Genomic DNA, 25,901 nt, shown 5'->3' on the forward strand with positions numbered 1-25,901 from the left:
AACATTAAAACAAGAAAATTATGAAAATAAAAATATTCTCATTATTATTCGTTGCTTTAACATTGAGTGCATGTGATGACTTTTTGACTCGCGACCCAATGGATACAGTAACAGACACACCTACATTCTGGAACAGTGAAGATAATATACGAACTTCAATGTATGCTTTTTACGACGTGTATTTTGAAGGATATCGGTCTGGGTGGGAACGCGCAGATTGGTATGCCGAAACAAATGTGGCTGATTGGACTGATGATAATGCCCAAAAATCAGCAACTTATTTCACAAAAGTAGCTCCATCATCTGAGACAGATGTAGCCTCAACTAAGAATGATGAACGTAATTGGACTTTTAGTTATATCAGGAAACTCAACATTATCATTAATAGGGTATCAAGTTCCTCATTAACAGATGAAGCAAAAAGGCACTGGGTAGGAGTAGCGCGCTTCTTACGTGCAATGGAGTATAGCAAGTTAGTTTCAAAATTTGGAGATACTCCATGGTTTAGTGAAGCTATTGAAAACACCGATTACGAGACACTTTACAAAGAAAAAGATCCACGTACAACAGTTATGGATAGCGTCCTTAATGACTTAAGTTTTGCATGTGAGAACATACGTAAAAGTGACGGAACAATGGGACTTTCAATCAACAAAGCCGTAGCATATGCATATACTTCAAGATTAATGCTATTTGAAGGTACATGGCAGAAATACCGTGAAAACAATACCGAATATGCTAAAAAATATCTGCAAGCCGCTAAAAATGCAGCTGCAGAGCTAATGAGTTGGGGCGATTATAGTTTGGCTAGTAGTTATAAATCACTGACAACATCTGAAGATTTAGCAAGCAACCCTGAAGTCATCATTTATCGCTCTTATGTTGAAGGAGTTGTTACACATAGTTTGATGACATTCCAAGTAACTGAAGCAGAGATAAACAGCCCATCTAAAGATTTAATTGATTCTTATCTATCATCCAACGGTTTACCTATAAATCAAGCAGAAAACACTCTTTATCAGGGAGACAAATGGTTTTTCGATGAGATAGCAGATCGTGATCCACGTATGTATGCAAACATTGACAAAACTGGATTAAAGTTGGATGGCATTGAAAAGGTATATGCAATATCCGGATACTTTTCAAATAGATTCGTCAACGAAGATTTAAAAACAAAAGCTGGAGGAACGAGTAATACTTGTATTACAGATGCCCCTGTAATGAAGTTAAACGAAGTCTTAATGAATTACATAGAAGCATCTGTAGAATTATCTCAATTAGGTGCTTATACTTTGGTGCAAAGTGACTTTGATAAATCAATCAATCTTATTCGTGATAGAAAAAGCACTAGTATGCCTCATGTATTATTGTCTGGCAGCAACCTCACAGTAAACGGTGTTACCATTAATGATCCGAATCGCGATACAGATGTGCCATCTCTGATATGGGAAGTTCGCCGCGAACGTCGTATTGAACTTGTCTATGAAGGTATCAGATTTAATGATCTCCGCAGATGGAATAAACTAAATTATGCAGATATGGCACTTAATGCTAAATTAAATTTAGGTGCATGGCTAGATAAAGAGCGTTTTATTACATGGTATAACGCTACATACAGCCCAACAACTCCAATTACTTTAGAGACACTCAAGTCTATAACACTTGACAGAGCAGGAAATACAGGCTATATTGTTCCGATTACTGATTCTACAATGTTAAGAACCTATAGTGCAAAAGATTATTTATATCCTATCCCATTGGATCAAATAACTCTTTATGAAGCTAAAGGAAAAACGTTAAAACAGAATTCTGGCTGGGAATAGAGTCAACAATTTTACAAGGAAGTGATCGCAGTTAAACATCACTTCCTTGTTTCTCAAATATCTAAATACTCTATATCAAAAGACAACAAATTCAACTGCGTGAATTGATAGACAGGTATCTAAATAAATGTGAATAGTTGTTCTTGATGCCAAAAGTAATATTATCTTTGCTACTACTGAAAATAGTTCTCTTAATAACATCTATTTATGAAAACAATTCTACTCATAGCTATTATATTGTGTGGTTCAACCTGTATGTCTGCACAAACAAAGGAAGGGAATTCTGTCATTGTCGGTGCTGAACTTACAAAGGAATACTTCCCGATTTTGAAGAATAAACGCATTGCAGTGTTTTCTAACCATACTGGCATGATAGGCAACAAGCATACGTTGGATGTGTTGTTGGAAAACAAATTCAATGTAGTTGCTATTTTCTCTCCGGAGCATGGATTCCGTGGAAATGCAGATGCAGGAGAACATGTTTCAAGCTCAGTTGATACAAAGACAGGGGTACCCATACTCTCATTATATGACGGAAAGGCTGGAAAGCCCAGCGAAGAATCTATGCGAAAATTTGATATATTAATCGTAGATATACAAGATGTAGGCTTGAGATTTTATACGTATTATATATCTATGGTAAAACTAATGGATGCTTGTGCGGAATATAATCGTAAGATGCTAATTTTAGATCGTCCCAATCCCAATGGCCATTATGTAGACGGGCCAATACTTGATATGAAATATAAATCGGGAGTAGGATGGCTTCCTATCCCAATCGTGCATGGCATGACTTTAGGCGAGCTCGCCTTAATGGTAAATGGAGAAAAATGGCTCCCAGCATCAAGAGTCTGTGATGTCACAGTAATCAAATGCAAAAATTATACACACCAAACATTATATAAACTTCCTATTCCTCCATCACCTAACCTACCCAATATGAAATCGGTTTACCTTTATCCGTCTACTTGCTTTTTCGAAGCCACTCCTGTTAGCTTAGGTAGAGGAACTTCTCTCCCATTCCAGATCTATGGGCATCCCAATATGACAGGATACAATTACAGTTTCACACCGAAAAGTATTTCGGGTGCAAAGAATCCACCTCAGCTCGGAAAGTTATGCCACGGTGTAAATTTAAGCGGACTTTCTGATAAAGAAATAGGGGAAAAAGGTGTAGATTTGAGCTACATTATTGATGCCTATAGAAATCTTAACATGGGTGACCAATTCTTCCGCCCGTTCTTCGAATCGCTGGTTGGTACGGATTATGTACGAAAGATGATTGAAGAAGGAAAGGATGCAGATGAGATCAAGGCAATGTGGAAAGGCGATGTGGAGATATTCAAGGTGCAGCGTAGGCCATACCTGCTATATGCAGAATGATACGCTAAATATTATGGATTATAGAACAAGAGAGAACGGATTTATTAATCATTTAGTACAAATAAAAGAGGATACTTATGAGCCCTATTTTAGTTTTAGTTACCATAGCCGCTTATTTTGCAATTTTATTCGCCATCTCCTATATAGCGGGTAGGAAAGCAGACAATCAAGGGTTCTTTGTTGGAAATCGGAAATCGCCTTGGTATATAGTAGCCTTCGCTATGATTGGTTCGAGCATATCGGGCGTTACATTTGTTTCAGTTCCGGGAATGGTAGCAACTAGCAACTTTGCCTATCTACAGATGGTGCTCGGTTTTGTAGCAGGGCAGTTCATCATTGCTTTTGTGCTGATACCATTATTTTATAAAATGAACCTTGTTTCCATCTACGAGTACTTGGAGGAGAGATTCGGAGCATCCTCATATAGGACTGGAGCATGGTTTTTCTTCATTTCCAAAATGCTGGGAGCCGCAGTCCGCTTGTTCTTAGTATGCCTCACTTTGCAGTTATTGGTATTCGACCCTTTACAATTACCTTTCATCCTGAATGTGATTGCTACTGTTGCCTTAGTATGGTTATATACTTTTCGTGGCGGAGTGAAATCATTGATATGGACAGACTCTTTAAAAACATTTTGTTTAGTAGTATCGGTAGTACTATGCATCTATTATATATCATCCGACTTGAAACTAAACTTTAGCGGAATGGTAGCTAGCATTACTAAGAGTGACCTTTCTAAACTATTTTTCTTTGATGATATAAACGATAAACGTTATTTCTTCAAACAGTTTCTGGCAGGGATCTTTACGATGATTGCCATGACCGGATTGGATCAGGATATGATGCAACGAAACCTAAGCTGCAAAAACTTCAAAGATTCTCAAAAAAACATGATCACCAGTGGTATATCACAGTTCTTTGTCATCTTACTTTTTCTTATGCTTGGCGTATTGCTATACACATATACAGCTCAAAACGGGATTGCCAATCCGGCTAAGAGTGATGAACTGTTTCCGATGATTGCCACGGGCAATTACTTTCCCATTATTGTAGGCATACTGTTCATTATCGGATTAATCTCTTCAGCATACTCGGCTGCCGGTTCTGCACTGACTGCTCTGACCACCTCTTTTACGGTAGATATACTAGGGACAAAGGGAAAGGCAGAAGGCGAGATCGTCAAAATACGTAAACGCGTGCACGTAGGTATGGCCGTAGTCATGGGTTTAGTCATCCTTGTTTTCAATATGCTGAACAATACCAGCGTCATCGATGCAGTATATATTTTGGCTAGTTATACTTACGGTCCCATATTAGGGCTGTTCGCATTTGGCATTTTCACTAAAAAACAAGTTCGAGATAAATATATTCCGTTGGTGGCTATCATCTCGCCTATTTTATGCTTCATCTTGCAAAAGAATTCGGAAGCATGGTTCAACGGGTATGCGTTTAGCTACGAGCTATTGATCTTTAATGCATTCTTTACTTTCGTTGGCCTTAGCCTAATGATTGTAAAAGACAAAAAATAAATAAATCGCAAAAATCAATTTATAAACTTAACACAATTATGAATTTAAAACGTGCGTCATTTTTATCTCTGTTGGCTTTCGGTTTGCTCCCACAAACCATGATTGCACAAGATGTCTCTACGGAACTGCGGACTAAGATCGGCAACTTACTTACCGCTACAGCTCGGAAGGAGATTTCTGTTGCCAAGATAAACATTGACTCTGTTGCCATTGAGAAGAATGAACTCACTCTCTTTGCTAACATTCATTGCTCTTACATCCCCTTTCGTGAAGACAATGTGCAGACTATTTATCGTGAAGTACAAGCTCTCCTCCCCCAGGAATTAGCAAAATACAAACTAAAGATCTGCACTGACAAAAAAGCAATTGAAGAGTTTATCCCAATGGCCTTGCGGAGCAAGAAGGATAAAAAAGCAGGTACTTTTACCAATAAGTCTGATAAACCATTGATTAGCAAACTCTCTGTGCCTTACGCCCCCACGAAAGGTTTACAGAGTAGGCACATTGCTTTGTGGCAAAGTCATGGATTTTATTATGAGCCTAAACTAACACGTTGGGAGTGGCAGCGAGCCCGCATCTTTCAAACGGTAGAAGATCTCTATACCCAAAGTTTCGTCCTCCCCTACCTTCTTCCAATGCTTGAGAATGCAGGAGCAAACGTATTGCTTCCTCGAGAGAGAGACACTCAAGCGGTGGAAGTTATCATTGATAATGACGGTTGCCGCAATGCATCTGTCTATACTGAAAAAGATGCTGATAAGAGCTGGAGCACTGGCAAAGAAACCGGCTTCGCTCATTTACGTGATCAATACATTAATTTTGAGAATCCTTTCAAAGAGGGTACTTACCGCTTAACGGAAACAATAAAGAAAGGAAAAGAAAACTTGGCAGAGTGGATTCCTTCCATTCCGAAAGCAGGTAAGTATGCCGTTTATGTGTCTTACAAAACAGTAGAGAATAGTACGGAAGATGCTCTCTACACTGTTTATCACAAAGGTGGCGTATCTCAATTCAAAGTCAACCAAACCATGGGCGGTGGCACATGGATTTATCTGGGACATTTTAGTTTCAATGCTGAGAGGAATGATGCTTGCAAAGTCGTATTAAGCAACAAGTCGGATAAGTCGGGACGAATGGTCACAGCGGATGCCGTTAAGATTGGAGGTGGTTATGGTAACATAGCACGTAGAATAGCCGATGGTGGTATCGCTACTGAAAACACTCGAAGTTCTGACATTACAACTCCGATAACAACCAAACAGTTGCCTAAAGTAGACTATCCATATGAGACAAGTGGTTATCCCAGATTTACCGAAGGTGCTCGTTATTGGCTTCAGTGGGCGGGCATGCCTGATAGTGTCTATTCCGAAAGTCAAGGCAAAAACGATTATACGGACGACTATAAGTCACGTGGATTATGGGTAAACTATTTAGCAGGAGGATCATCGGCATGTCCTACTGATAAAGGATTAAAAATCCCTATTGATATGGCTTTTGCCTTTCATTCGGATGCAGGTACTACAATGAACGATTCCATTATAGGCACATTAGGTATTTTTCAAACAGCAGGTGATGACGGGATATTTGCCAATGGAACGTCCCGTTATGCATCAAGAGACCTTACCGATTTGATACAAACCAACATCGTGAATGACATTCGCGCTTTATACGAGCCTAAATGGACACGTCGTGGTATGTGGAATCAATCGTATTTTGAAGCTAGAGTTCCTAAAGTTCCTACCATGTTGTTAGAACTCCTATCTCATCAGAACTTTGCAGATATGCGCTATGGCATTGATCCTCGTTTTCGCTTCACAGTAAGCCGTTCCATATACAAGGGAATGCTCCAGTTTCTCTGTTCGCAATACAAACAAGAATATGTAGTGCAACCATTGCCGGTGGACAATATGAGTATCCGTTTCATCAGAGAAAATGAGATGGAATTGACTTGGCAACCGGTCAATGATCCACTGGAGGCAACAGCTAAAGCTGAAAAATACATTGTTTATACCCGTATAGATGATGGAGACTTTGACAACGGAGTAGTTGTTAACCAGAACTCCTATCGCACAGTAGTGCCAGCTGGAGTGGTTTGCAGTTATAAGGTGACTGCCCTAAACAAAGGTGGAGAAAGTTTCCCTTCGGAAATTCTTTCTACCGGTAGAGCATTCAACTCTAAAGGTACAGTTTTGGTTATCAACGGATTCGATCGCATTAGTGCTCCGGCTGATTTTGTTGCGCCGGCAGATAGCATTGCCGGGTTCCTCGATCAATTAGATCACGGAGTGCCTTATAAAGAGGATATCAGTTACATTGGTAGTATGAAAGAGTTCCGTCGTGTCATACCTTGGATGGACGATGACGCATCAGGTTTTGGTGATAGTTGTGGAAATTACGAAACAATGGTTATTGCGGGAAATACATTCGATTATCCGGCTGTGCATGGTGTAGCAATCCTCAAAGCTGGTTACTCTTTCGTTTCTTGTAGCGATGAAGCAATAGAGAATAAGTATGCTTCAATGAACGATTACCCATCAGTAGATTTGATTCTAGGCAAGGAAAAACAAACGAAGATGGGACGAGGAGGAGTCACCCCGTTAGAGTTTAAGACTTTCACACCGGAAATGCAAAAAGCGATTTCAACTTATTCCAAAGCGGGAGGAAATATCTTTGTTTCAGGAGCCTATGTTGCCTCTGATTTATGGGATAATGCTCAAGCAAACAAAGAAGATAAAGCTTTTGCCACTAATATTCTTAAATACAAATGGCGTGTAGGTCAGGCTGCAACTACGGGACAAGTAAAGAGCGTAGCTTCACCATTTGACATGATCAACGGTAAGTACAGTTATTACAATGAATTGAATTCCGATTCTTATGTAGTAGAATCACCCGACGCATTAGAGCCTTCGACTGAAGGAGCATATACCGTACTTCGATATTCGGAGAACAATCTTAGTGCCGGAATAGCTTATGAGGGAGATTACAAAACATGTGTACTGGGATTTCCCTTCGAATCCATACGCACAAGTGCTGAAAGAGAGCAATTGATGAAATCAATACTTTCTTTTTTTGAAAAAACAACGCAAAAGTAAGTAGACTGAACAATGAAAAAAGGATTAATCATACTTGTTCTTCTGTTTATAGTATTACCGACACTGTTGGCACAACCTTTTCGATTTGCGCTGGTCACGGATATTCATATCTCTAAAAATCCTACATCCGTAGAAGATCTGCAAAACTCCGTCAAGCAGATTAATGCAACTCCGAACATCGATTTTGTTCTAGTTACCGGGGATATCACGGAAGAAGGCGACAGAAATAGTCTGCAAATAGCACATGATATCCTTAACGGATTAAAAGCGAAATATTATATTATTCTGGGAAATCACGAAACAAAGTGGAGTGAATCAGGCGTCACTGCATTCAGCCATATCTTTGGTGCTGAGCGATTCGAATTTGAGCACAATGGTTTTTTGTTCCTGGGATTTAATTCAGGACCTCTTATGCGAATGGCAGATGGACATGTGTCTCCACAAGATATAACTTGGCTGAAAGAAGAACTCAGCAAAGCAGGAAAAGAGAAACCCGTAATTCTGGCAACACATTATCCGCTACAAGATGGCGACGTGGACAATTGGTTTGATGTAACGGATGCCGTGCGACCATACAATATACGTGCTTTCCTCGGAGGACATTATCACAGCAATCGATTCCTTTCCTATGACGGCATACCGGGTATATTGAATCGTTCCAATCTTAGAGCCAAAGACAGCGTCGGAGGATATTCCGTGTACGATGTAACTCCTGATTCCATTATTGTCTACGAACACAAGATTGGTTCCGAGATGAAAGAATGGGCTTCACTGTCGCTTCAGAAGAAGTATTATGACGAAAAAGGTGCAAGCAATAAATACCCGGATTTCTCGCTCAACCAAACCTTCTCTCAAGTAAAAGAATCATGGATTGTTCGTTCCGGAGTCGGCATTTATAGTTCGCCGGCTTATGCAGACAAAAAAGTATATGTGGGAAACGACATGGGTGTGCTGACTTGCTACGAACTGAAGAGCGGAAAGAAGCTCTGGGCTTTTCAATCAGGTAACCGCATCGTAGGAACTCCAGCCGTAGAGAAAGGAGTCGTTGTTTTCGGTTCCGCAGACAAGAACATCTATGGGTTGAATGCAAAAAGCGGTAAAGTGCTATGGATAGTAAAAGCCAGCGAACCTGTACTTGGAGCCGTTACGATTGAGAACGGAATAGCTTACATAGGTGCCAGTGATCATACTTTTCGTGCAATAGAGATAAAAACAGGAAAAGTATGCTGGGCATACAATCAAGTGAAAGGATACATAGAAACTCGTCCCCTTATCGAAGGAAATAAAGTTATTTTTGGTGCATGGGACAATACATTGTACGCACTCGATAAGACCGATGGAAAGGAATTATGGAAATGGACAGGCGGACTAACGCGGATGCATTTCTCACCAGCAGCAGTATGGCCGGTTGCAGCATACGGAAAAGTCTTCATAACAGATCCTGAACGTGCTATGACAGCCATCGATCTGGAAACAGGCGAAACAGTATGGCGAACCAAACAATCAATGGTGCGTGAGACCATCAGCCTATCAGAGGACAAAAAAAGAGTATACAGCAAAACAATGAACGACAGTATCGTCTGTTTTGCAGCGCAAGGAAATAAGCCTCATCAGCTATGGGCCTCAAATGTAGGCTTTGGTTACGAGCATGCTCCCTCTATGCCTGTAGAGAAAGACGGGATCGTATTTGGAAGTACAAAAAGTGGCCTCATCTTTGCTTTAAAGCCTTTGACAGGAAAAGTCTTGTGGAAACACAAAGTTGGTAATTCACTGATCAGTACGGTTGTTCCTCTTAATCGCCACCAAGTGTTGTTCACAGCAACTGGCGGTGAAATCGGGTTATTGGAATGGATCGAAAAGAAATAAAAGATAGAAAATAAAGAAATATAAAAAGAAAATAAGAATGAAACCAATCATCAACTGCTTCATCCCTTTTGCAGGAGTAGCACAAGTTCAGCAAACAGTTCAAGGGTTGCAAAAAACAAACCTGGTGAACAAGATATACTTACTTGCTATAGAACCAACGAGTGAAACAATAAGCGGATGCGAAGTTGTTACAGTGCCGGCATTGAACTCTACAGCTACCATACGTGCTATCGCAGAGCGTTCAGAAGCAGAGTATACTTTGTTCTATACCAAATACACCACATTAGAACTCGGACTTTTTGCTCTTGAAAGAATGATTCATATCGCTGAAGATTCAAATGCCGGAATGGTATATGCTGACCATTATCAGATTGTGGGTGAATCAAAAGCGAATGCACCGGTCATCGCTTATCAATTCGGCAGTTTGCGTGATGATTTTAATTTCGGTTCGGTATTGCTTTACAAAGCTAACGCACTGAAAGAAGCAGTCGGAAGACTGAAAGCTGATTATCAGTTTGCCGGACTATACGATCTTCGTTTGAAGCTTTCTCAAAAAGCACCACTTGTGCATATCAACGAATATCTCTATTCGGAAATAGAAAACGACATGCGCAAAAGTGGAGAAAAGATATTTGACTATGTAGACCCTAAAAACCGTGGGGTGCAAGTTGAGATGGAACAAGCATGCACAGAGCACTTAAAAGAAATTGGCGGTTATCTCGCTCCCGAGTTCACTAAGATAGAGTTTAATGCAGGCAATTTCGAATACGAGGCATCAGTCATCATTCCCGTACGCAACCGTATGCGTACAATCGAAGATGCGATCAAGTCTGTATTAAAACAAAAGACAGCATTCAAGTTCAATCTGATTATTATCGACAACTTTTCTACTGACGGTACCAGCGAAATTATAGATAAGTATGCTGATGATGAACGATTGATACACATCATCCCCACGCGAAAAGACTTGGGCATTGGTGGTTGTTGGAATGTAGGAGTACATCACGAGAAGTGTGGTAAGTTTGCCATTCAACTAGATAGCGACGACGTTTACAAAGACGAGAATACGCTGCAAACGATGGTTAATGCCTTCTATGAACAGAACTGTGCCATGGTAGTAGGAACTTATATGATGACTGATTTCAATATGAACATGATTGCTCCGGGCATCATCGATCACAAAGAATGGACTCCCGAGAACGGACGCAACAATGCATTGCGCATCAACGGGCTAGGTGCTCCACGTGCCTTCTACACTCCGGTATTACGAGAAGTGAATGTGCCTAACACCAGTTATGGTGAAGATTATGCTTTGGGTCTCAACTTCTCTCGTAACTATCAGATAGGTCGCGTGTACGATGTTGTTTATCTCTGCCGCCGCTGGGAAGATAACTCCGATGCTTCACTTGATGTAGTGAAGATGAACGGACATAACACCTATAAGGACAGAATACGTACTTGGGAACTCCAGGCACGCATTGCTTTAAACAAGAAATAAAACAAAAGGAAATAATGGCCAAAACGCCTAGGTGTTTTTTAAAAAGACTTAGGTGTTTGCACATAAACTCTTAAGTGTTTTTATTGAAACAAAATATTGCTTGAAACAGGATGAAAGAAGCTATAGAAAAGTTGCTTACTGAGCAACTCCAAACATGGGAAATGGCAAAAGCCAACTATGATGCTCTGGCAACAGTCAGAGTGAAAGAATTGGATGTAAACGGGTGGTTGTATAAAGTGCAATTCAACCCCGCACGCATTGTTTCGTCTGCTGCGAAGGTAGATAGCAAGTCTATTCAGGAAAGAAAATGCTTTCTTTGTCCCGCTAACTTGCCGACCGTGCAGAAAGGCTTACCTTTCGGTGGACATTATTCAATATTGGTTAATCCGTTCCCTATCTTTCCCAAGCACCTAACGATTCCTGAAACGGAACATGTGGATCAGCGCATCAAAGTGCGTTTTGGAGATATGCTCCAATTAGCAAAAGAACTAGAGGAATATACCATCTTCTATAATGGCCCTAAATGTGGAGCTTCGGCTCCCGATCACGCACACTTTCAGGCAGGAAGCAAAGGCTTTTTGCCGATTGAAAAAGAATGGCAATACAAAAAAGCTGGCAGAATTGCCTCTTACAAAGAAGCAACCTTGTGGTACCTGAATGATTCAGTACGGGCCACATTGATCATTGAGAGTGAGGAGAAGGAGGCAGCTAAATTCTTATTCAATGCCATTTATGATGCGTTAGAATTGAAACCTGAAGAAGCAGAACCGATGATGAATGTCCTTGCTTGGTATGAAGAGAGCAAATGGATTACATGTATCTTTCCACGGGATAAGCACCGCCCCTCTTGTTACTTTGCTGAAGGAGACAAGAATATCCTTCTTAGTCCGGCATCAGTAGATATGGGTGGAGTCTTTATCACTCCACTAGAGAAAGACTTTGAAAAAATTACTGCTACAGATATAGCAAACATTCTTAGTGAAGTTTGCATCAGCAGCAATAGCTTCTTACGATTAAGACAACTTATAAAAGAACGATTATGAGAGAGCCTAAGGTAGAGGTCGGAATCTTATTTGAACCTCAAATAGAGTTTGTATTACTCGGCACTTATCAACTAAATGGTGAAGAACTCAGCGGTAAACAAACAGCAACATTTAACGACGGAAAGATTCTGTGGAAAGGACGTTTGTATGACGAACTTTTATTTGTGCCAGCCAATGAACGAACAGATTCATTCGATCTAATTGATGTCACTATTGGTATCAATTTCCATTGGGAACGAAAGGAAGATCAGCGTTTTTTGGGAGCTTTGAAGATTATTGTTGAAGGGAAGAAACTCACAGGTATCAATGTTATTGCTATCGAAGATTATCTGACCAGCGTTATCTCTTCAGAGATGAGTGCAACGGCTTCTTTAGAATTACTCAAAGCGCATGCGGTAATTTCCCGTAGTTGGCTATTGGCTCAAATACAAAAGACCAAAGAGATTGCAGATACCCATAGCAACTATTCCGCCTACACTGAAACTGAGGAGGAATTGATTCGTTGGTACGATCGTGAAGATCACACCCGCTTTGATGTCTGTGCTGACGACCATTGTCAACGCTACCAAGGCATTACCCGTGCCTCAACAGAAATAGTAGAACAAGCCATCGCCGCCACTCGCGGACAAGTACTTACTTCGGAGGGAAAGATATGTGATGCACGCTTCTCTAAATGTTGCGGTGGTGCATTCGAAGAATTTGAATACTGTTGGGAAGATGTAAAATACCCCTATCTGGCTAAACAACGAGATAGCAAAACAATCACGGAGCTCCCGGACTTACGTCAGGAAGCGGAAGCTGATAAATGGATCCGTACTTCTCCCGAAGCTTTCTGCAATACAAAAGATAAAAAGGTTCTTTCTCAAGTACTAAATAACTATGATCAGGAAACGACTGATTTCTATCGATGGAAGGTAACCTATACTCAACAAGAGCTATCTGAACTTATATTAAAACGTTCCGGCGTTGACTATGGTCAGATACTCGATCTGATTCCTATTGAGAGAGGAACTTCCGGAAGATTAGTAAAACTTAAGATTATAGGAACAAACCGTACTCTAACCATTGGTAAAGAGCTTGAAATACGCAGGACGTTATCGACATCGCACCTTTACAGTTCTGCCTTCGTGGTAGATAAAACGGAGATAAGCAACAATATTCCGGGGAGGTTCACTCTTATCGGCGCCGGTTGGGGACATGGAGTAGGACTCTGTCAGATAGGTGCTGCTGTGATGGGAGAACAAGGATATGTATACGATGAAATATTGCTCCACTATTACATTGGAGCTAACATCGAGAGATTATACGAATAATATAAAATGAGAAATAGGATGAAAGAGAAAAGAACTAACCCGTGGACGTGGATACCCACTCTTTACTTTGCAGAAGGATTACCTTATGTAGCAGTGATGACCATAGCAGTAATCATGTACAAGAAGATGGGATTGTCAAACACGGACATTGCTCTTTACACCAGTTGGCTAAACCTACCTTGGGTAATCAAACCCTTATGGAGCCCTTTTGTCGACTTGGTAAAAACCAAGCGAGCATGGGTGATAGCTATGCAAGCATGCGTAGCAGCGGGTTTTGCAGGAATAGCCTTTTTTATTCCTACACCTCATTATCTACAACTAACCTTAGCTTTTTTCTTTTTATTAGCTTTCAGTTCGGCAACACATGATATTGCTGCCGACGGGTTCTATATGCTTGGGCTCAACACCGGCGAGCAGTCCTTCTTTGTAGGAATCCGTAACACCTTCTATCGCTTTGCCAACATCTTCGGACAAGGCATACTTGTAATGTTTGCCGGATTAATGGAAGAAGGAGTGATTATCCCTTCAACCAAAGGTAATATTCCATTAGCTTGGAGCATTACTTTCTATCTATTAACCGCTCTTTTCATCGCTTTTACTCTCTATCACAAAATTATTCTCCCCCACCCTGCCGAGGACGTAAAGCGACAAGGGCTTAGTAGCAAAAAGCTGCTATCAGATTTCTTACTTACTTTTCTTTCTTTTTTCCAAAAGAAAGATTTAGGCTTAATGTTCTTCTTCCTACTTACTTATCGTTTAGGAGAATCACAATTAGGCAAAATAGCCTCTCCCTTCTTGCTCGACTCTGCGGATAAAGGAGGACTAAACCTCTCAACAGCAACCGTCGGAATGGTTTATGGAACAATCGGCGTAGCAGCTTTACTTGTTGGAGGGATTATTGGAGGTTTTTTAGTTTCACGTGATGGATTCAGAAAATGGATTATTCCTATGGCATTAGCAATCAACCTTCCCGACCTACTATACGTTTACTTGTCTGCTGTAATTCCAGACAACACATGGTTAGTCATCGGCTCCGTAGCCATTGAGCAACTAGGATATGGTTTCGGCTTCACTGCATATATGCTCTACCTAATCTATGTAGCCGATGGTGAACACAAGACGGCTCACTATGCCATCGGTACAGGATTTATGGCTTTGGGCATGATGCTTCCCGGTATGGCTGCAGGTTGGATTCAAGATACGATAGGTTATACAAACTTCTTTGGTTGGGTATGTATCTGTACCATTCCAGGAATAGTTGCCTCTATGATGATACGTAACAAGATCGATGCTTCATTTGGTAAAAAGCAGCCTAAATAGATGCTCGGATATCTTATTAATAATCAAACGATTCGAAACAATATGAAAATGATCAAATTTATCCTACTTAACACACTGCTCATGATAGCATTGACTACTCAAGCGCAGAAGATAAGGATCAAGACTGGAATCGAAGTACTGAAAGACCAAAACTTTAAGTGCCTTGAAGGGAAACGTGTAGGTCTCATTACGAATCCCACGGGTGTGGACAATAACTTAAAGTCTACTATCGATATTCTTCACGAAGCTCCTAACGTAAACTTAGTAGCACTTTACGGCCCTGAACACGGAGTACGCGGAGATGTACATGCAGGTGATAAAGTAGATAACTCGGCTGATCCCTCAACCGGCCTACCAGTCTACTCGCTCTATGGAAAAACGCGTAAAGCAACGCCAGAGATGCTAAAAGGCATTGACGTACTCGTCTACGATATTCAAGACATTGGCTGCCGCTCATTTACGTATATTAGCACCATGGGATTAGCAATGGAAGCAGCCGCTGAAAATAATATTGAATTCGTTGTACTCGATCGCCCTAATCCGGTAGGAGGTTTAAAAGTCGAAGGAAGTTTAGTAGAAGATGGTTACATTTCCTTTGTCAGTCAGTTTAAAATTCCATACCTTTACGGCCTCACTTGTGGAGAATTAGCATTGATGCTAAATAGAGAAAACATGCTTGGCAAACAGTGCAAACTGAACGTCGTAAAAATGAAAAGCTGGAAGCGTAAAATGAACTATGAAGACACCGGGTTACAATGGATACCCTCTTCTCCACATATTCCACATCCACATTCAGCACTCTTTTATCCCGTCAGTGGCATTCTTGGCGAATTAGGTTATATGTCTATCGGAGTAGGTTATACTATTCCCTTCCAGATGTTTGCCGCACCATGGGTAAAAGCCGAGGAATTGGCTAAGAACTTAAATAATTTGCAATTGCCTGGCGTCATCTTCCGCCCGATACATTTGAAACCCTTTTATTCAGTGGGACAGGGAGAAAATCTGCAAGGAGTACAAGTGCATATTGTCGATTTTAAAAAAGCAGCATTGAGTGATATTCAATTCTACGTCATGCAAGAAGTAGCAGTTCTCTATCCTGATAAGGCTGTTTTTGATCATGCAGACAAAGAACGTTTCAATATGTTCGATAAAGTTTGTGGGAGCAAAGAGATACGAGAACGATTTAGTAAAAACAATCGTTGGGAAGATGTGCGCGATTATTGGTACAAAGATGTGAACGCTTTCCGCAAACTATCTAAAAAATACTATTTATATAAATAAAGATTTCAAGAAGAAATCAGACAACAAACTCATTGTTTGAGCGAATCTAAATGTCAGATGGTAAAATGAATATAGAGAAAAAACACAAAACGTTCCTTAGAGATATATCCCAATTTATCCCTCAGGAAAGAATCTATACCGACGAACTTCGCCGATTAGCATGGGGAACGGACGCAGGATTTTATCGTCTTATTCCTCAAATAGTTGTCCGCTCGGACAATGAGATAGAGGTGTCAAAATTACTATCTGTAGCCAACCGCTACCGACTTCCTGTTACCTTTCGAGCAGCAGGGACAAGCCTCTCAGGACAAGCCATCAGCGATTCCATTCTTATCATCGCAGGCAAACATTGGGAACGCTATAGCATTAACGAGGATGCCAGTCGCATCACAATGCAACCGGGAATAGTAGGGCAACGTGTAAATGAAATTCTGAAACCTTACGGTCGTAAGTTTGCCCCAGACCCTGCTTCGGTTAAGAGTGCCATGGTAGGCGGTATTGTAATGAACAATGCATCGGGTATGAATTGCGGCACTCATGCCAATAGCGATAAAGTCTTGTTATCTGCTCGTATTGTACTAGTTGATGGAACCTTGCTCGACACCGGAGACAGTAGAAGCCGCCAAAACTTTGCGAAAAAGAAGCCGGAGTTCATTCACCAGATAGAATCATTGCGAGACTTAGTACGCAAAGACACACAACTAGCAGAACGCATTCGCTATAAATATTCGATTAAGAATGTAACCGGACTCAACATCTTGCCTTTCATCGCTTTAGATGATCCATTTGATATTATAGCTCATTTAATGGTAGGTTCCGAAGGCACGCTCGCTTTTCTTTCGGAAGTAACCATGAGAACAGAATATGACTATCCGTATAAGGCAAGTGCGATGCTCTATTTTGAAGATATAAAAGAAGCTTGCAAGGCTGTTGTGACCATGAAAAAACTCACATTGGCTTCGAGCAAAGAGCTGATTGTGAAGGGAGCCGAACTTCTCGACTGTAAATCACTAGCTTCCGTAAATGACCAAACCGGTAGTGGTCTCACCGCTGTGCTAACTGAAACAAAGGCTTCTACTGCCGAAGAGCTTAAAGCCAACATCGCATGCATTGAGGAAACACTAAAATCCTTCCCTACATATATTCCTGTTCACTTTACAGACATTGAAAGTGAATATGCTGCTTATTGGGCTATTCGTTCGGGCATCTTCCCATCAGTAGGAGGAACACGCCCGCTTGGAACAACTTGTCTCATTGAAGATATCGCTTTTCATATTGAAGATCTTCCGGAAGCAACAGCCGAACTGCAACAACTATTGGTGCGACACGGATATGACGATGCCTGTATTTATGGTCACGCACTAGAAGGTAATTATCATTTCATCATCAATCAATCGTTTGCTACAGATGCTGAGGTAAAACGTTACGAGGAATTGATGAACGATGTGAAGACATTGGTAGTTGATAAATACGACGGTTCCTTAAAAGCCGAACACGGTACAGGACGTAACATGGCTCCTTTCGTGAAATACGAATGGGGAGAGACGGCTTATGAAGTGATGCGTGTTGTCAAGCAATTGTTCGATCCAAAAGGACTACTTAACCCAGGCGTTATCTTTAATGATGACCCACAGTGCCACATTAAAAACTTCAAGCCTCTGCCACTCACGAATGTGCATGTAGACAAGTGTATTGAATGTGGGTTCTGCGAGGTTAATTGCCTCACATGCGGATTTACCTTATCTTCTCGCCAACGAATTATCATTCAACGAGAGATATCCCGATTGAAGCACTCAGAGGATGTGGATGACCAACATAGGCTGCAAATCTTACAAAAACAATATCGCTATCCGGGCAACCAAACTTGTGCAGGCGACGGACTCTGCTCCATGTCATGTCCAATGGGTATCAACACAGGAGATCTCACGCACGACCTACGTCAGGAAGAACTACCCAAAGAAAGTATGGGCTACTCCGTTGGCAACTTTGCCGCCAATCATTTTGCAGAGATAAAGAGCGTACTGCGACCAGTACTTACTCTCGCTGACGCAGCTCACGGCATTATTGGAACAGCAGCAATGAGATCTATTACTAAGAGTATGCACTATGTATTCGGTATTCCCCAATGGACAGCCGCTATGCCCAAAGCTTATAATGCAAAGAACGAACAACGCATAGCAAAACGGAATATCTCTCATGAAGAGGTACTCAAAGTGGTTTATTTCCCTAGCTGCATCAACCAAACAATGGGACTGGAGCGAAAATCACCGGAAGAGATGCCACTCGTCAGCAAAATGGTCTCCCTACTACAAAAAGCAGGGTATGAGATTATTTTCCCTAAAAAAATGGATAATTTATGCTGCGGTACCATCTGGGAAAGTAAAGGGATGATAGACATTGCCGATCGCAAAGCTGCCGAGCTTGAAGCAGCTCTGTACGAAGCTAGTGAGGAAGGCAAATATCCCGTTCTTTGCGACCAAAGTCCTTGTTTGCACCGTATGCGCCATACTATTAAGAAGTTAAAGCTATATGAACCTGCAGAATTTATCTACGCGTTCTTAAAAGACAAGTTAGCGTTTACGCAAAGCAACAAGCCGATAGCGCTACACATTACTTGCTCTATGCGCAAAATGGGGCTGGCAGATCAAATTACCGCACTTGCCAAACTATGCTCTACTCAGGTTTTAATACCAGAAGAAGTAGGTTGCTGTGGGTTTGCAGGAGACAAAGGTTTCACGCATCCGGAAGTCAACACTTATGCCTTACGTAAACTTAAACCTCAAATAGAAAAAGCAGGAATACAAATTGGCTACTCCAACAGTCGCACGTGCGAAATAGGATTAACCACCAACTCAGGTATACCTTACGTATCCATTGTGTATCTGGTAGATAAATGTACAACGAAAATAAATAAATAAAATGAACAACAAAGAGACAATTCCTACTTCTGGAATTAAAAAGGCTCCATCCAGCCGCTTACTAGCCCTTGATGTACTGAGAGGGATCACAATAGCCGGGATGATTATGGTAAACAATCCGGGTAGCTGGGGGAGCATCTATGCCCCGCTGGAACACGCAGAATGGATCGGACTGACACCTACTGATTTGGTATTCCCCTTCTTCATGTTCATTATGGGCATCTCTACCTATATTTCATTAAGAAAATACAATTTCGAATTCAGCCTTGCAGCTATTTGGAAAATACTAAAACGTACGATCGTTATATTCGCTATCGGATTAGGGATTAGCTACTTGTCTTTATCCTGGCGCACCCTAGATCCTCTCCCTTTCGACAGATTGCGCATCTTGGGAGTGATGCAAAGACTGGCATTAAGCTATGGAGCTACAGCCATCATTGCCTTGACTATAAAACACAAACGTATACCTTATCTCATTGGCACACTACTAGTAGGTTATTTTCTGATCTTATTCTTCGGCAATGGATTTGAATATAACGAAACAAACATCTTGTCATTAGTGGATCGCCTCGTGCTTGGACTGAATCATATGTACAAAGATAATGGAGTTGATCCGGAAGGATTATTGAGTACTATTCCCTCCATTGCACACGTATTGATTGGTTTCTGCTGTGGCAAACTATTAATGGAAGTAAAAGACATTCATGAAAAGATAGAACGCCTGTTTCTAATAGGTACCATCCTCACTTTCACAGGCTTCTTACTCAGCTACGGTTGTCCAATCAGCAAAAAGGTCTGGTCGCCTACATTCGCTTTAACTACTTGCGGATTAGCAGCTAGTCTTCTGGCATTGCTTATTTGGTTTATAGACGTAAAAGGATACAAAAAGTGGAGTCGTTTCTTCGAATCATTTGGCGTAAATCCTCTTTTCATTTATGTTATGGCAGCCATATTATCGATCTCCTTAAGTAATATCAGTTTTGCTTATGGTAATGAAACAATCAGCCTACACGGATACGCCTATTCAGTCATTTTGCAACCTTTATTGGGCGACAAAGCCGGTTCGCTGGCCTTCGCTTTACTCTTTGTTGCATTGAACTGGACCATCGGACACGTATTATACAAAAAGAAACTATATATAAAAATATGATTTTAATAGCAGATAGCGGATCTACAAAAACAGATTGGTGTATTGTAGATAAAGGGCAATTAGTCCAACAAGTTTATACAAAAGGAACGAATCCTTTTTTTCAATCGGAAGAAGAAATAAGTAATGAAGTCGGTAGTGCACTCTTGCCTCAACTAGGAAAGTATACAATTGATGCAGTATATTTTTACGGCGCAGGTTGCGCTTTCCCCGATAAGATTGAGACGGTACACAAGGCCATATCAAAACATATCAATGCAAAAATCGAAGTAAGCACAGACATGCTTGCCGCAGCTCGCGGATTATGTGGACATCAACCGGGCATAGCCTGCATCATGGGTACAGGCTCTAATTCTTGTTACTACGATGGAGAAGAGATTGTGGAAAATATATCTCCACTCGGTTTTATCTTGGGCGACGAAGGTAGTGGAGCTGTTTTAGGTAAATTACTGGTAGGCGATATCCTAAAGAATCAGATTACGCCCGCATTGAAAGAGAAGTTCTTGAAACAATTCAACCTTACACCGGGTGAAATTATCGACAGGGTGTATCGCCAACCATTCCCTAACCGTTTCCTTGCCAGTCTTTCACCTTTTCTGGTACAAAACATAGAGGAACCGGAAATACATTCGCTAATTCTGGATAGCTTCAAAGCTTTCTTTAAACGCAACGTGATGCAATATGATTATAAGAACAACAAAGTACACATTATCGGCTCAGTGGCTCACTACTACAAGGAGATCTTATTTGAAGCTGCTAGCGAAATGAACATTGAACTGGGAACAGTCATCAAAAGTCCGATGAAAGGGCTGATTTCATATCACAACTAATACAGTACAAGAATGAATATGGATACCAACAAAGAAAATTTAAATAAGATGTTCGTTAAGATAAGCGAACAGTCCTCACTTTATAACGACCTAGAAAAGAAATCGATACACGAATTACTGGAAGATATTAATACGGAGGACCAAAAAGTGGCTATTGCCGTTCAGAGAGCTATTCCGCAGATAGAAAAACTAGTGACTCAGATAGTACCTCGTATGAAGCAGGGAGGACGTATCTTTTATATGGGAGCAGGAACCAGCGGGCGCTTAGGTGTGCTCGATGCTTCGGAGATACCTCCAACTTTCGGCATGCCAAATACGTTTGTCATCGGACTTATTGCTGGAGGAGATACTGCTTTGCGCAATCCTGTAGAAAATGCCGAAGACGATACGGAACGTGGTTGGAAAGAGTTATTGGAACATAACATTACTGATAAAGATACAGTTATCGGTATTGCCGCATCGGGTACAACGCCTTATGTAATAGGCGCTTTACATAAAGCTCGCCAGCAGGGTATCTTGACGGGATGCATCACCAGCAATCCTAATTCACCAATGGCAGCAGAATCCGATGTGCCTATTGAAATGATAGTAGGACCGGAATATGTTACAGGAAGTTCTCGCATGAAGTCGGGCACCGGACAGAAGATGATTCTGAATATGATTTCCACTTCTGTAATGATTCAACTCGGACGTGTAAAGGGTAATAAGATGGTGAACATGCAACTCAGTAATAAGAAGCTGATCGATCGTGGCACTCGTATGATTATCGAAGAACTCGATTTGGAGTATGAACAAGCCAAAGCTTTGCTGTTGATGCACGGCTCAGTAAAAAAGGCTGTAGATGCTTACAAAGCAAAATAAATTACACTTCAAAAAATAGTAAAAAATGAAAAAGACAGTTTACCTCCTTGCAACACTATTATTTGTGTTGCAAGCAGCCGCACAACCGCTCCAACGTGTTGCTCCCGGAAAAGTAGGAATGGACTCCCAGAAACTAAAGTATGCTGATGAAGCGATTCAGAAGGCTATTGATAATAAAGAGATTCCCGGTGCAGTACTAGCAGTAGTGCGTAATGGTAAAATGGCTTATCTAAAAGCTTACGGGAATAAGCAAATATATCCCACAATAGAAGCAATGAATATCAACACCGTATTCGACATGGCCTCGGTCAGTAAATCCATGTCGACTGCAATTTGTGCCATGATACTTATTGAACGAGGACAATTGCGTTTGCTCGATAAAGTCAATCAATATATTCCCGAATTCAAAGGATGGACAGAGACAGATGGAAAGAAAACAGACATACGTATTGTTGATATCATGACTCATACATCAGGGCTCCCTCCTTATGCACCAGTCGATTCATTGAAGAAGAAATATGGTGCCCCCAATCCCAACGGGTTGATAGAGTACATTTCTAATTGCAAACGTGATTTTGCTCCGAAAAGTCAGTTTCAGTACAGTTGCCTTAACTACATCACCTTGCAACGCATCATCGAAACAATCTCCGGACAAACTTTACGCAACTTTGCTAAAGCCAACATCTTCGATGTACTTGGAATGAAGCACACCGATTATTGCCCAACAGGCGAAACATTGGCTCTCTGTGCACCAACAGAGAAACAAGCAGATGGTAGTGTACTGAAAGGTATTGTCCACGACCCACTGGCAAGGATAATGAATGGTGGCGTTTCGGGCAATGCAGGCGTTTTTTCTTCAGCCGATGACATAGCCATTCTTGCAGCTACTCTGCTCAATGAAGGAGAATATGATGGTAAACGCATTCTCAGTCCGATGGCGGTAAAAACAATGCGTACCGTTCCCCATGCCGTTGCAGAACTAGGTCGTACTCCCGGATGGGATGTATCTTCACCTTATGCTTCAAACAATGGCGATCTTTTCGGACCTAACACCTTCGGGCATACAGGCTACACAGGAACATCGCTAATCATGGACCCAGACAGTAACACTGCTGTCATTCTGCTGACTAATCGCGTTCATCCAGATGATAAAGGAGAAGTAGTCAGATTACGATCTCTTGTCGCAAACGCAGTGGCAGGAGCTATTTTGAAATAGAGAGATAGTATCTCTTTATTTCAAAATTATAAACTAATGCAACAACACTCTTAAGCCGATATCAATCAAGGTGTAGGAATTACAGGTTTAATATGACCATTCTCATCAAATTCCAAACGATCCATGCATACTTCCCGATGAAACCCGGCAGCATCTCCCATTTTAATACCATTAGGGCGATTAAAACGATGGTAAACAATGTACCATTTATCTTTACCCGGAATTTCAAGAACAGAATTATGCCCTGTGCCATATATCCCTTTTTCCGGATATTTTTGCAAAATAAGATTATTCTCAGGTATCGTAAGTGGTCCTAAAGGAGATGCAGATATTGCATACCTGACTCTGTAATTCTCACTGCGAGTATCATCCTCTGACCATAAGAAGTAATAAAGGCCCTTTCTATAGAAAACATAAATGCCTTCGCGGAAAGTCGCATCAGGAGTCATCACTTTCATTGTATTCTTTTTAACAGAGCTCATATCTCTATTCAACTCAGCTACAGCCAGATAACCATTCCCCCAGTACAAATAGCTTTTTCCTGTTTTCGGATCAGCAAATACATCTGGATCGATTTCTTGCCCACCTTTAACTCCCTCAGGTTTAAAATCTACGACCGGTTTACCAGAGTCTACAAAAGGACCTGCAGGATCATCAGACACAGCCATTCCTATTTTTTGAGCTGCAGAAAAATAATAGTAATATTTGTATTTCTGTTTTATCTTCTTTTCTATAATGCATGGAGCCCAAGCATTACGGTTGCCCCACGATACATCTTTTTTCAGATCTAAAATCACTCCCTCATCTTTCCAGTCTTTCAAGTTTTCAGATGAAAATGTTTTGAAATAATATCCACCCCAGCCATCAAAGCCATCACTAGTAGGATAGAGGTAATATTTCTTTGTTTTGTTGGAATATAATATATCGGGATCGGCATAATACCCTTCCACTAGCGGATTATTATTCGTCGGCATCTCAAATCCTTTGGGAATGCCCCAATTAGCGGTCAACTTTTTTAATTCACTACGCGTTATAGGTATCACCGAACCATGACGAGGGTGAAAATCCATTGTGACATTTTGATCTATTACTTTGAAAGTATCCAAGTCTTTACTTTCACAAAATTGATATTTACCCTTCATATAAACATCATACATGAGAATATAGCTATCGCTATTGATCAGTTTAAACACACTGGAACCTTCTACAGCATCACGAGTTTGCTGTTTATATCCAAGTTGTTCTATCCATTTTCCGGAAGCCAATGAATCTGTAATGGCCAGTCTAATTCCATTTGAATCCCCTTCTGTTTTATAAAACAGATAGTAAAGCCCATTCTTATTGATGATATCACCATCGATGCAGGATCTCTTGTTTTTAGGAGTAAACAAAATTCTCGGTTCTCCTTCCAGGTCCGTAAAATTTTCATTGGCGTAGGCATAGTATATAATATCAGGGCCATTGCCATGTTGCATCGACCAATAGACCATGTATTTACCTGTTTGAGTGTCATAAATGGTTTGAGGAGCCCATACCCGCTTCAAATCCTCTTGTCCTTTATACTTCTGCTGAATATTGATAACAGAAGATGTCCAATTAACCAAATCATTAGATCTAAGCAATACCATCGCACGATTCGAATCCCAACCTTTAGACGCGGTCATATCGGTAACAACCATATAAAAGGTCTTACCATCTTGGCAGCGAAGAACATGAGGATCGCGCACACCTCCCGTCGAACTGATTTCCTTCGAATCCAGAATCGAATTATTATTGTTTAATGCCAGATAGTTATATCCATCTCGACTAATAGCATAACATACTGCTTCATCTTTTACACTATTGCCTTTAAAATAAGCAAAAAGGTAACCGACATAATCTTTCTCTGCTGGTCCGGATTTGTAATCCTGAGCGTTAGCTGGAATAAGTATGATTAGAGAAAGAATGAAAAAATTGAGATGTTTCTTTAGTTGTTGCATAACTATAAATATTTCTAATACCTATTTTAGTCTATTTAAAAAGATTACGGAAAAGGCAAGACAGATCTTACCTTTTCCGATATAGTCAAGCGATCCATTCAATATAGTACTTTGATTTATTTCAAAGCAATTTTTTGAACTTGAGTATAATAATATTCATTTGATACTGTAGCTCGAACTCCGACACGAACAAAAATATAGTCTAATTGTGCTAGATTAGTTGGTATTGTCGTTGTCACAGTTGCTTCTTGCCCTATTTGAATAGTAGCAATATCAGCGTTTTGTGCCTGTTCATTCTTATTTTGATCAGTAAGAACGGAAGAGCCTAAATACAAACGAACAGATTCGATTTTTGCAGAACTTACAATTTTGTTTATAGTGAACTTTGCAGAAATCGTATTGCCTTGTTTTTGGAAACCTTCTTCAGTTATTGTAAAATAAGGTATTACAGGCACATCATACTCCGTTTTGTTTTTAACATTGACGATGATAGTATCGCTTAGTTGTGCCTCCCAAGGAGCTCCTGCTTTACGTACCATTTTATACTGACCATTGAACAGAGCAACTGAATAGGTACCATCTTGAGCAATGTATATCGGAATATTTTTTTTCAAACCATAACCATCTTGCCACAGTTCCAATTGCGGACCATTGGTACGCACTCCAACCGTTTTCCCTTCATAGACGACTTTTCCCATCAAAAAAGACGTAGGCTCATCAAAATTATCATATTCACACCCGGAAAGTAAAAGGCTACATATAATTATAAGAGATAATATATTTCTTTTCATATTCACTAATA

Annotated in this window: 16 protein-coding genes and 1 pseudogene; 15 read left to right on the forward strand and 2 right to left on the reverse strand. The window is 40.7% G+C overall.

What is annotated here, in order from left to right:
- The first annotated feature begins 20 nt into the window (after positions 1 to 20).
- From BQ5338_RS13730 to BQ5338_RS13800, 15 genes and pseudogenes are all read left to right on the forward strand, one after another.
- On the forward strand, positions 21 to 1,823 hold the full coding sequence (locus BQ5338_RS13730; RefSeq protein WP_071147383.1) for a RagB/SusD family nutrient uptake outer membrane protein: 1,803 nt from the start codon (positions 21 to 23) through the stop codon (positions 1,821 to 1,823).
- A 207-nt stretch (positions 1,824 to 2,030) separates the two neighbouring features.
- Positions 2,031 to 3,206 carry an exo-beta-N-acetylmuramidase NamZ family protein gene (locus tag BQ5338_RS13735; RefSeq protein ID WP_071147384.1) on the forward strand — a complete coding sequence of 392 codons (1,176 nt, stop codon included), beginning with the start codon at positions 2,031 to 2,033 and terminating at the stop codon, positions 3,204 to 3,206.
- 77 nt (positions 3,207 to 3,283) lie between these two features.
- On the forward strand, positions 3,284 to 4,735 hold the full coding sequence (locus tag BQ5338_RS13740) for a sodium:solute symporter (protein WP_071147385.1): 1,452 nt from the start codon (positions 3,284 to 3,286) through the stop codon (positions 4,733 to 4,735).
- 38 nt (positions 4,736 to 4,773) lie between these two features.
- Positions 4,774 to 7,827 carry a golvesin C-terminal-like domain-containing protein gene (locus BQ5338_RS13745; RefSeq protein ID WP_071147386.1) on the forward strand — a complete coding sequence of 1,018 codons (3,054 nt, stop codon included), beginning with the start codon at positions 4,774 to 4,776 and terminating at the stop codon, positions 7,825 to 7,827.
- Positions 7,828 to 7,839: 12 nt separating this feature from the next.
- Entirely contained in the window at positions 7,840 to 9,693 is a 1,854-nt protein-coding gene (locus tag BQ5338_RS13750) for an outer membrane protein assembly factor BamB family protein (protein ID WP_071147387.1), read from the forward strand.
- A gap of 37 nt (positions 9,694 to 9,730) precedes the next feature.
- Complete coding sequence (locus BQ5338_RS13755) at positions 9,731 to 11,191, forward strand: glycosyltransferase family 2 protein (RefSeq protein WP_071147388.1); 1,461 nt, start codon at positions 9,731 to 9,733, stop codon at positions 11,189 to 11,191.
- Positions 11,192 to 11,301: 110 nt separating this feature from the next.
- Positions 11,302 to 12,234: a DUF4922 domain-containing protein gene (locus tag BQ5338_RS13760; RefSeq protein WP_071147389.1), complete on the forward strand. Its 933-nt coding sequence runs from the start codon at positions 11,302 to 11,304 to the stop codon at positions 12,232 to 12,234.
- Positions 12,231 to 13,547: a SpoIID/LytB domain-containing protein gene (locus BQ5338_RS13765; RefSeq protein ID WP_071147390.1), complete on the forward strand. Its 1,317-nt coding sequence runs from the start codon at positions 12,231 to 12,233 to the stop codon at positions 13,545 to 13,547. Before BQ5338_RS13760 ends, BQ5338_RS13765 begins: the two co-directional genes overlap by 4 nt.
- Positions 13,548 to 13,565: 18 nt before the next feature.
- Positions 13,566 to 14,867, forward strand: coding sequence for an MFS transporter (locus BQ5338_RS13770; RefSeq protein ID WP_071147391.1), 1,302 nt, complete (start codon positions 13,566 to 13,568; stop codon positions 14,865 to 14,867).
- A 48-nt stretch (positions 14,868 to 14,915) separates the two neighbouring features.
- On the forward strand, positions 14,916 to 16,148 hold the full coding sequence (locus BQ5338_RS13775; protein ID WP_235816449.1) for an exo-beta-N-acetylmuramidase NamZ family protein: 1,233 nt from the start codon (positions 14,916 to 14,918) through the stop codon (positions 16,146 to 16,148).
- Positions 16,149 to 16,213: 65 nt separating this feature from the next.
- The gene (locus BQ5338_RS13780) at positions 16,214 to 19,066 is read left to right on the forward strand and encodes an FAD-binding and (Fe-S)-binding domain-containing protein (RefSeq protein ID WP_071147889.1); all 2,853 of its coding nucleotides are present in this window, start codon (positions 16,214 to 16,216) and stop codon (positions 19,064 to 19,066) included.
- Position 19,067: 1 nt separating this feature from the next.
- Positions 19,068 to 20,216, forward strand: a complete 1,149-nt coding sequence (locus BQ5338_RS13785) for an acyltransferase family protein (RefSeq protein ID WP_139265257.1) — start codon at positions 19,068 to 19,070, stop codon at positions 20,214 to 20,216.
- The gene (locus BQ5338_RS13790) at positions 20,213 to 21,043 is read left to right on the forward strand and encodes a BadF/BadG/BcrA/BcrD ATPase family protein (RefSeq protein ID WP_071147392.1); all 831 of its coding nucleotides are present in this window, start codon (positions 20,213 to 20,215) and stop codon (positions 21,041 to 21,043) included. The genes BQ5338_RS13785 and BQ5338_RS13790 overlap by 4 nt, the downstream gene beginning before the upstream one ends.
- 48 nt (positions 21,044 to 21,091) lie before the next feature.
- Entirely contained in the window at positions 21,092 to 21,904 is an 813-nt protein-coding gene (gene murQ, locus BQ5338_RS13795; protein WP_071147891.1) for an N-acetylmuramic acid 6-phosphate etherase, read from the forward strand.
- A pseudogene (locus BQ5338_RS13800) lies at positions 21,901 to 23,111 on the forward strand (serine hydrolase domain-containing protein); the annotation flags it as partial. The gene murQ and the pseudogene BQ5338_RS13800, both read left to right, overlap by 4 nt.
- Before the next feature lie 74 nt (positions 23,112 to 23,185).
- On the opposite strand, the gene BQ5338_RS13805 reads toward BQ5338_RS13800, so the two are convergent.
- Both BQ5338_RS13805 and BQ5338_RS13810 read right to left on the reverse strand, forming a co-directional pair.
- On the reverse strand, positions 23,186 to 25,099 hold the full coding sequence (locus tag BQ5338_RS13805) for a glycoside hydrolase family 43 protein (RefSeq protein WP_071147393.1): 1,914 nt from the start codon (positions 25,097 to 25,099) through the stop codon (positions 23,186 to 23,188).
- A 116-nt stretch (positions 25,100 to 25,215) separates the two neighbouring features.
- Positions 25,216 to 25,890 (reverse strand): DUF3823 domain-containing protein, encoded by a 675-nt coding sequence (locus BQ5338_RS13810; protein ID WP_071147394.1) that lies wholly within the window; start codon positions 25,888 to 25,890, stop codon positions 25,216 to 25,218.
- Between the last annotated feature and the right edge of the window lie 11 nt (positions 25,891 to 25,901).

This window comes from Bacteroides ihuae, assembly GCF_900104585.1.
GTDB lineage: Bacteria > Bacteroidota > Bacteroidia > Bacteroidales > Bacteroidaceae > Bacteroides > Bacteroides ihuae.

Bases quoted from the DNA above. Each gene is read 5' to 3' on its own strand.
- BQ5338_RS13730 (WP_071147383.1), top strand. From the start codon at position 21: ATGAAAATAAAAATATTCTCATTATTATTCGTTGCTTTAACATTGAGT.
- BQ5338_RS13735 (WP_071147384.1), top strand. From the start codon at position 2,031: ATGAAAACAATTCTACTCATAGCTATTATATTGTGTGGTTCAACCTGT.
- BQ5338_RS13740 (WP_071147385.1), top strand. From the start codon at position 3,284: ATGAGCCCTATTTTAGTTTTAGTTACCATAGCCGCTTATTTTGCAATT.
- BQ5338_RS13745 (WP_071147386.1), top strand. From the start codon at position 4,774: ATGAATTTAAAACGTGCGTCATTTTTATCTCTGTTGGCTTTCGGTTTG.
- BQ5338_RS13750 (WP_071147387.1), top strand. From the start codon at position 7,840: ATGAAAAAAGGATTAATCATACTTGTTCTTCTGTTTATAGTATTACCG.
- BQ5338_RS13755 (WP_071147388.1), top strand. From the start codon at position 9,731: ATGAAACCAATCATCAACTGCTTCATCCCTTTTGCAGGAGTAGCACAA.
- BQ5338_RS13760 (WP_071147389.1), top strand. From the start codon at position 11,302: ATGAAAGAAGCTATAGAAAAGTTGCTTACTGAGCAACTCCAAACATGG.
- BQ5338_RS13765 (WP_071147390.1), top strand. From the start codon at position 12,231: ATGAGAGAGCCTAAGGTAGAGGTCGGAATCTTATTTGAACCTCAAATA.
- BQ5338_RS13770 (WP_071147391.1), top strand. From the start codon at position 13,566: ATGAAAGAGAAAAGAACTAACCCGTGGACGTGGATACCCACTCTTTAC.
- BQ5338_RS13775 (WP_235816449.1), top strand. From the start codon at position 14,916: ATGATCAAATTTATCCTACTTAACACACTGCTCATGATAGCATTGACT.
- BQ5338_RS13780 (WP_071147889.1), top strand. From the start codon at position 16,214: ATGAATATAGAGAAAAAACACAAAACGTTCCTTAGAGATATATCCCAA.
- BQ5338_RS13785 (WP_139265257.1), top strand. From the start codon at position 19,068: ATGAACAACAAAGAGACAATTCCTACTTCTGGAATTAAAAAGGCTCCA.
- BQ5338_RS13790 (WP_071147392.1), top strand. From the start codon at position 20,213: ATGATTTTAATAGCAGATAGCGGATCTACAAAAACAGATTGGTGTATT.
- murQ (WP_071147891.1), top strand. From the start codon at position 21,092: ATGTTCGTTAAGATAAGCGAACAGTCCTCACTTTATAACGACCTAGAA.
- BQ5338_RS13805 (WP_071147393.1), bottom strand. From the start codon at position 25,099: ATGCAACAACTAAAGAAACATCTCAATTTTTTCATTCTTTCTCTAATC.
- BQ5338_RS13810 (WP_071147394.1), bottom strand. From the start codon at position 25,890: ATGAAAAGAAATATATTATCTCTTATAATTATATGTAGCCTTTTACTT.